Source organism: Pseudomonas sp. Leaf127, from assembly GCF_001423155.1.
Taxonomy (GTDB): Bacteria; Pseudomonadota; Gammaproteobacteria; order Pseudomonadales; family Pseudomonadaceae; genus Aquipseudomonas; species Aquipseudomonas ovata.
Map to the genome: position 1 here is coordinate 167,766 of NZ_LMOA01000002.1, position 6,450 is coordinate 174,215.

General features: G+C 59.4%; 8 protein-coding genes and 1 pseudogene. 3 read left to right on the top strand and 6 right to left on the bottom strand.

Annotation, left to right across the window (positions count from 1 at the left end):
- Positions 1-39 precede the first annotated feature (39 nt).
- A complete protein-coding gene (locus ASF84_RS04435) occupies positions 40-252 on the bottom strand; it encodes a hypothetical protein (protein WP_056835645.1) in 213 nt (70 codons plus the stop codon).
- On the opposite strand from ASF84_RS04435, the gene ASF84_RS04440 reads away from it, so the two are divergent.
- Positions 251-967, top strand: coding sequence for a hypothetical protein (locus ASF84_RS04440; RefSeq protein ID WP_056835647.1), 717 nt, complete (start codon positions 251-253; stop codon positions 965-967). The genes ASF84_RS04435 and ASF84_RS04440 overlap by 2 nt on opposite strands.
- Before the next feature lie 3 nt (positions 968-970).
- Here ASF84_RS04440 and ASF84_RS04445 read toward each other — a convergent pair whose 3' ends face one another.
- Both ASF84_RS04445 and ASF84_RS04450 read right to left on the bottom strand, forming a co-directional pair.
- Positions 971-2,062 carry a diguanylate cyclase gene (locus ASF84_RS04445; RefSeq protein WP_056835649.1) on the bottom strand — a complete coding sequence of 364 codons (1,092 nt, stop codon included), beginning with the start codon at positions 2,060-2,062 and terminating at the stop codon, positions 971-973.
- Between the two features lie 197 nt (positions 2,063-2,259).
- Positions 2,260-2,841: a hypothetical protein gene (locus tag ASF84_RS04450; RefSeq protein WP_056835682.1), complete on the bottom strand. Its 582-nt coding sequence runs from the start codon at positions 2,839-2,841 to the stop codon at positions 2,260-2,262.
- A gap of 469 nt (positions 2,842-3,310) precedes the next feature.
- Between ASF84_RS04450 and ASF84_RS30070 the strand changes: the two are divergent.
- Positions 3,311-3,580 (top strand): annotated as a pseudogene (locus ASF84_RS30070) (PAS domain-containing protein); the annotation flags it as partial.
- Positions 3,581-3,832: 252 nt separating this feature from the next.
- Positions 3,833-4,864: a methyl-accepting chemotaxis protein gene (locus ASF84_RS04455; protein WP_442963015.1), complete on the top strand. Its 1,032-nt coding sequence runs from the start codon at positions 3,833-3,835 to the stop codon at positions 4,862-4,864.
- Positions 4,865-5,134: 270 nt separating this feature from the next.
- Here ASF84_RS04455 and ASF84_RS04460 read toward each other — a convergent pair whose 3' ends face one another.
- The 3 genes from ASF84_RS04460 to ASF84_RS04470 are packed head-to-tail and all read right to left on the bottom strand — an operon-like array spanning position 5,135 to position 6,296.
- Positions 5,135-5,479, bottom strand: coding sequence for a hypothetical protein (locus ASF84_RS04460; protein ID WP_056835653.1), 345 nt, complete (start codon positions 5,477-5,479; stop codon positions 5,135-5,137).
- Positions 5,480-5,532: 53 nt separating this feature from the next.
- Positions 5,533-5,910, bottom strand: coding sequence for a hypothetical protein (locus tag ASF84_RS04465; RefSeq protein ID WP_056835655.1), 378 nt, complete (start codon positions 5,908-5,910; stop codon positions 5,533-5,535).
- A complete protein-coding gene (locus ASF84_RS04470; protein ID WP_236709361.1) occupies positions 5,907-6,296 on the bottom strand; it encodes a hypothetical protein in 390 nt (129 codons plus the stop codon). Before ASF84_RS04470 ends, ASF84_RS04465 begins: the two co-directional genes overlap by 4 nt.
- Between the last annotated feature and the right edge of the window lie 154 nt (positions 6,297-6,450).

Here is a 6,450-nt window from a genome sequence, read left to right on the forward strand (position 1 = left end):
AACGACATAATGCGCCTGTTGCCGATGTGTGGAGGCGGCTTATGTAAGGCCGCTCGGTGAGTGTGTGGCGGTGCAATAATAACAGTCAGCAAGGATGTCCGCGTCCGGGCACGACAGTGCGATGGATGAGGGGGCATTGATCAGCATTAACACAAAGAAAGTCGCGATGCCGACAAGCTTTTTCCGGTGTTCAGGGACACCGCGCGCCAAGGTGTCGTGAACTTTAATTTTTCTGACAAGGAGTTTTTCCATGGCAAGAAGTCTTGAATACTATGCAACGATCGCCACACAGCCGGAGGCGGTGCCTGGCGACGATGACTGCCTTGTGGCGTTTCGCACGGTGTGGCAACGCCAGGCAAAACTGTCGCCGGCAAAGCTGGGCACCTTGCATGATCGGCTGCTGGGCCCCAAGGGTATTTTCGTGTTGCTGGGGCGCCAGCTTGAACGGCTCGGCCGCCAGGCCCCCCTGCTCGATGAAGTGACCGCCTTGGGCGTGACCGAGCGCCGCGCCCAGGCGGAAAAGGCCCTGGTCTATGCGCTGGCCTATCACAACCGCCGCAGCGCCACCCTGAACCCGTACCGCACGGCCAGTCGCGAGCGCCTGTGCTGGATGATCTACGACAAGCATGCGCCGTTCGTGCTGGTAGAGCGCTACGTGGCCTTGCTGGCCCTGCACCAGCGTGACGGCGCCTTCTTTGCGCGCCTGATCGAGACCACCCGCGGCAGTGTCGAGCGGCGCATCCTGTTCAGCGGCCTGCTGGAACATCATGACGCCTTGCTGCCGATCGAACGCAGCGTCTATCCGGCCGATTACCGCGCGGCACAGCAAAGCCACCTGGACCATGAAGAGGCACTCTACGGCCAGTTGAACCTCGACCAGCCGATCTGGCTGCTGCTTGAAACCATCGGGCCGAAAAAGCTGGTTCGAAAGGTGGCCGCGCAATTGGCGCAACGCCAGGCGCAATAGGCCCTACGCGCTGGCCGGCATCCTTTGTTCATGATCGGTCTCCCACGAGGCGCCGACCACCCGGTTACGCCCGGTGCTCTTGGCCCTATACAGCGCCTTGTCGGCCGCATTCAGCCACAGCGCGGCCTCGGTGATATGGCTTTCGAGCGGCGCAATGCCAATGCTCAGGCTGACCTTGAGGCCGGGCCACTGTGCATCGCAATAGTCGTCCACGACCTGGCGCAGGCGTTCCAGTACATCGACGGCCTGATGCAGGTGAGTGCCGGGCAGGATCACGCAGAACTCATCGCCACCATAGCGGCCGGCCAGGTCGGTTTCGCGAATATTGTCGCGCAGGGTCTGGCTGAAGGTCTTGAGCACCGCGTCACCCACCAGGTGCCCATACTCGTCGTTGATGGCCTTGAAGTGATCGATATCGATCAGCGCCACGCAGCACGGCCGATGCACGGCGCGCGCCTTGCTGAACTCCAGTTGCAGCAGGTCTTTCCACGACCCGTGGTTGATCAGCCCGGTCAGGCTGTCGGTGCGGCTGAGTTGGCGCAGGATACGCTTGTGCTCGCTGAGCTTGAGCGCGACCTTGTAGCCCATCCAGCCGATAAAGATCGGGTAGACCACCAGCAGCGGCAGGCAGGCGTAGGTTTCAAGCATAGTGCTGGCAAACTGGATTGGCGGCGACAGCACCAACAGGCATAACAGCAGGCCGCAGGCATTGGCCAGCAACCCTTGAAGCATCAGGCGCAGGCCGTTGGCGGCAATGTTCTGCATGGCCATCATTGCCAGAATGGCCACGCTGGGCAGCACGCTGATGCCCATCAGCCCCACCCAGATGCCGCCGGCCAACGAGTCACAGAGCATGTTGCGCAGTTCGGCCCGGTAAGGGTTGGCGCTGCGCCGTGCCCATTGCCAGGCCAGGTGCGGCCAGACAAAGGCGTGCAGCACCAGCAAGGCCCAGACCCAGTGGGTCGACGGCAGCGGATACAGCGCTGTGGCCACACACACTGAACCGACGCCCAGCCCGATTGTGCGCGGCAGATAGATACGCCGCGCAAATGACACTCCCTTGCCCTGGTGAAGCTCCGCTCTGATCGTTCCCATAATGCCTACCGGATGCTTCGTACTGCCCGGTCAGAAAAAGACTGCTTGACCGACAGAGGCAGTTTCACCTGAGGTCAAGGCCAGGGGAAGATCACAAGGCCATTATTCTGGAGCTATCAGACCAGACGCCGGTCCCGGCGACACAAATTCATCAATTGTTCACCTCTTCTGGCTTGAAAACAGCTCTGAAACAGGAATTACCGACCGATGATGGCCTTTACGGCGGCCTCGTGGGCCTTGGGGTCCCTGGCGCTGGAAATCACATTCAATACCGCTGAGCGCTTGCCCGAGGCGGCGAGCAGGGTGGTGCTCAGCACATTGGCGCCGCCGAGGGTGGCCGACGCATCCAGCTGGCGCACGCCCAGACCGTTCTTCTTGGTCAGGCGCTGTTCGCCCAAGCGCTGCACATTCTGGTAACTGCTGCCCTGCTGGGTGAGCGCGGCCGCCGACAGCTCGTCGAGCACCTGGGCGTCATCGTCGCTGGCCTCGACCCCGACGGGAATCGGCGTTTCAGTGACGATCAGCACGCGCTTCTCGGCCTGCTGGGTATACATCGCACCGCTCACGCCTTCGGCCCGCGCCTTGGCATCGACTTCCGGCATCTCGTCCTTCACATAGCCGGCCGGCAGGGTAAAAGCCAGCTTGCCGCCCAGCAGCGATACTTGCAGGCTGGCCGCTGCCGCCTGGGCAGGCTTGGTGCGCGTGTCGGCCTGCACGGTTGCAGGTGCCAGAGGTGCGCTCAGCAACAGGGCCAGCAGTGCGAATCTGAAGGGCGGCATGAACATCGGAAAAGGCCTTGATCGGTTGCGCAGAGAAGGCGGTCAGTGTGCCTCAATGACGCCGGATCTGTCGCCTGCGGATCTGCGCCAGGCGTGTTCAGGACACTCGTGAAAGCACACATGTGCTCTGCCTGAATGCGACGTCACGGACAGCGTGAAAAACTTGATCGGATTCTCAAATGTAAAAAATTTTCATCTTTAGGGAACTTTTAGAAAAGGCCCGAGAATCCGCTTGCATCGCCCTCTCGCTTGCCCAATGATGCCGCTGTGCCACCCCCACAACCACGACTTGCTTGCCGCAGGTTCTTCGCTACGCTTGCCCTCAGATACAGCCCGGTGATAACCCGCGTTTTATTAGAAAGAGCCATGTAAGGCGTCGCTCACAACCGTGCCCGGTGTGCTAAACCTTCAAGCGTGCCCGGACACTTGCAGTTCCATCAGGATGAGGTTGCAGTCGATGCGTTTGAACATGCCCGTCACCCAGAACGAAAGAACCTTTCCTGCCCACGAGCGGCTGATCTCCACCACCGACCTGAACAGCCACGTCACCTACTGCAACGACGCCTTCGCCGCCATCAGCGGCTTTACCCGCGAAGAACTGGTCGGCCAGCCGCACAACCTGGTGCGCCACCCGGACATGCCGCCCTCGGTATTCGCCCACATGTGGGAAACCATCAAGCAAGGCAAGCCGTGGATGGGTGTGGTCAAGAACCGCTCCAAGAACGGCGACTTCTACTGGGTCAGCGCCTACGTCACCGCCGTGTATGAAAACGGCCGCATCGTCGGCTACGAGTCGGTGCGCTCGCTGCCCACCCGTGACCAGGTGCGCCGCGCCGAAGCGTTGTACGCGCGCCTGCGCGCCGACAAGCCGGCCGTCTCGATCGCCAGCAGCGCGGCGTACCACCTGGTGCGGCAACTGCCCATGATCTTCGCCGCCATCGCGCTGGTGGCGGGCAACTACCTGCTCGATGACACCCCGTTCCTGGCACTGATGCTAGTGGTGCTGCTCGGCCTGGGCGTGTACCTCGAAGCCCGCCAACGGCGCGGCCTGCAGAAAACCCTCGACGAACACCCCAAGGCCTTTACCAGTGCCCTGGTGGCCCTGACCTACAGCGACAACCGTGGTCCGCAGGCGCAACTGGACCTGGCCATGCTCAGCGGCGAAGCGCGCCTGCAAACGGCGCTGACCCGTCTGGTCGACACCGGTGAAAGCGTCAAGCAACGCGCCGGGCAATCGGCGCAACTGTCGATCCAGCAAGCCCGCTCGCTGGACCAGCAGCGCAACGAAACCGATCAGTCGGCCACCGCGATCAACCAGATGGCCGCCACCATCCAGGAAGTAACGCACAACGTGCAGAACACCGCACACGCCGCCCAGGAGGCCGACAAACTGGCGCTGCAAGGCCGCAACCTGGCCGATGAAAGCCTGCTGGCCATCCGGCACATGGCCAATAGCGTCACTGAAATCGGCAACGCCGTCGGTGAGCTGGCCAGCGCCACCCAATCAATCGGCAGTGTGGTCGACGTCATCACCTCCATCGCCCAGCAAACCAACCTGCTGGCCCTCAACGCCGCCATCGAAGCCGCCCGTGCCGGCGAACAGGGCAGGGGCTTTGCCGTGGTCGCCGACGAAGTCCGCAGCCTGGCCTCGCGCACCCAGTCATCCACCGAAGAAATCCAGAAAATCATCACCTCCCTGCGCGACGGCGCCGACCGCGCCGTGGCCACCGCCAACCGCGGCGGGCAAATCTCCCAGGAAAGCGTCGCCAGTGTCGAAGCCGTGCAACAAGCCCTGGACGGCATCAGCCAGGCCGTGACCCGCATCACCGGCATGAGCCAGCAAATGGCCTCGGCCTCCGAAGAGCAAAGCCACGTGGCAGAAAACATCAGCCAGCAGATCACCCGCATCGCCCAACTCTGCGACCAGAGCGCCGGGCAGGCCGAACAAGGCTCGGCCATCAGCAGCGAACTGGAAGCCTCGGCGCAGTACCTGCACAGCCTGGCGGAACGGTTCAGTCGGTAAGACAGCACCGAACGGATACAGGTGATCACCCGCTGCGTTGGCGCGCCGCCAACACCTGGTCTGTAGGAGCGACCAACGGTCGCGAAAAGGCCATGCGGCGTTCGCGACCGCTGGTCGCTCCTGTGGCGTAATGCCGGACCACCGCGACCGGCTGCGCCAGCAGTCGTAAAAATAGCGCCTCGCTACCGCCCTATCTGATGGCGGCAGATCTCTACGGTCTTTAAAGCACAACAGCGCCGTATCAAAAACCAGGTGCGCCCCACACGACCCTCAGCGTATCCGCGGATCAAACCCTTTCTTCCAGAACTTCAACCTGTAACGTTTGCGCCAGAACCGCTCATCCTCGGAAACGGGATAAGTGGTTGCATGCAAGGCAGTGCACAGCAGGGACATCAGCCGCAATAGCGGTTCATCGATGTACCCGTAAAAAACCAGATGATTGGTTTTCACGACCGTCCAATGCACAAGCATCATGACGAGGTTGTGGGTGAAAACAGTGCGCCAAACCAGTTTGCTGTAGCGCTTGCCAGAGCGTTTCAGCTTGCACCACAGCGAGGGCAAGTAGAGAGCGATGGATAAGGTGATATAGAGAAGATAAAAGTCAAAGTCTGTCATTGGCAGTGTCGGGTCGGTTGCGACGGTCAGAGAGGGGCTGCATGGGTAGGGATTCAGCCGCGCTTTTTTCGATGCTCACGGCGGTAGTCATGAATGGATTTTTTATGCCGACGGATTTTAGGATCAAAACGATTTCGCCAGCGCCAGCGACGATTTTTATGTTCACGAGGAATGGCCAAACCATGAAACAGTATCAAGGCAGCCGACAGAAAACCTGCCGGCAGGAACAGAAGACTTTCCTGAGAGAAAAGCCTGCCCGACTCTATAAGGTAGGAGTGGTAGATGATCATGAGGATGTTGTAGATCAACATGATGTGGTTGCGAGCTTTGGTAAAGCCTCTTCCAGACCAGGCGAATTTCGTCCAGTGTGCCGGAAGATAGAACACTGTCGAGACGGCGATCACCAATAGAGCGAGCAGCGTGTTGTTCATGATCGTTTCCAGAAAAACAGAATGGATTTTCTCGGCTGTGCCAGTCGATAACGGTCAAAGGTCAGTTTGTGTTTGCGGATTTTTGGGTCGAAGCGTTTGCGCAGACGCCAAGGTCTTCTTTTCCACGTTGTAGGAATGGCGGAAATGTGTAAGAAAATCATCAGTGCGGATAGCCAGCCCAGAGGGAATCTGTCCATGGAACCGTAGAAAGGGATGTGGCCCTTTTCCAGGAAGTACATATGAAGTGATCCGGCATAAATATTATAGATCATCAAGATCCATAGTTTTGTGTTGGAAAAGCCTTTGCCTGAAAATGCAAACTTTGCCCAGCGGGCAGGGATGTAGATGACGACTATTATTGCCAAAATAATAATGATTTCATTCATGTTGTTTGGTTTTTTCTTCATGCAGGCTGTGTAAGGTTGCACCATCACCGATGGCCTCAAGGCCGAGTGCATATTTTGATGCGCTTTTATATGCTCTGACTTTGTCGCTCTCTGTATATCGCCAAAGCCGCCAAGCGTCAGGTTTTTTTATAAG

Bases quoted from the DNA above. Each gene is read 5' to 3' on its own strand.
- ASF84_RS04440 (WP_056835647.1), top strand. From the start codon at position 251: ATGGCAAGAAGTCTTGAATACTATGCAACGATCGCCACACAGCCGGAG.
- ASF84_RS04435 (WP_056835645.1), bottom strand. From the start codon at position 252: ATGGAAAAACTCCTTGTCAGAAAAATTAAAGTTCACGACACCTTGGCG.
- ASF84_RS04445 (WP_056835649.1), bottom strand. From the start codon at position 2,062: ATGGGAACGATCAGAGCGGAGCTTCACCAGGGCAAGGGAGTGTCATTT.
- ASF84_RS04450 (WP_056835682.1), bottom strand. From the start codon at position 2,841: ATGCCGCCCTTCAGATTCGCACTGCTGGCCCTGTTGCTGAGCGCACCT.
- ASF84_RS04455 (WP_442963015.1), top strand. From the start codon at position 3,833: ATGCTAGTGGTGCTGCTCGGCCTGGGCGTGTACCTCGAAGCCCGCCAA.
- ASF84_RS04460 (WP_056835653.1), bottom strand. From the start codon at position 5,479: ATGACAGACTTTGACTTTTATCTTCTCTATATCACCTTATCCATCGCT.
- ASF84_RS04465 (WP_056835655.1), bottom strand. From the start codon at position 5,910: ATGAACAACACGCTGCTCGCTCTATTGGTGATCGCCGTCTCGACAGTG.
- ASF84_RS04470 (WP_236709361.1), bottom strand. From the start codon at position 6,296: ATGAATGAAATCATTATTATTTTGGCAATAATAGTCGTCATCTACATC.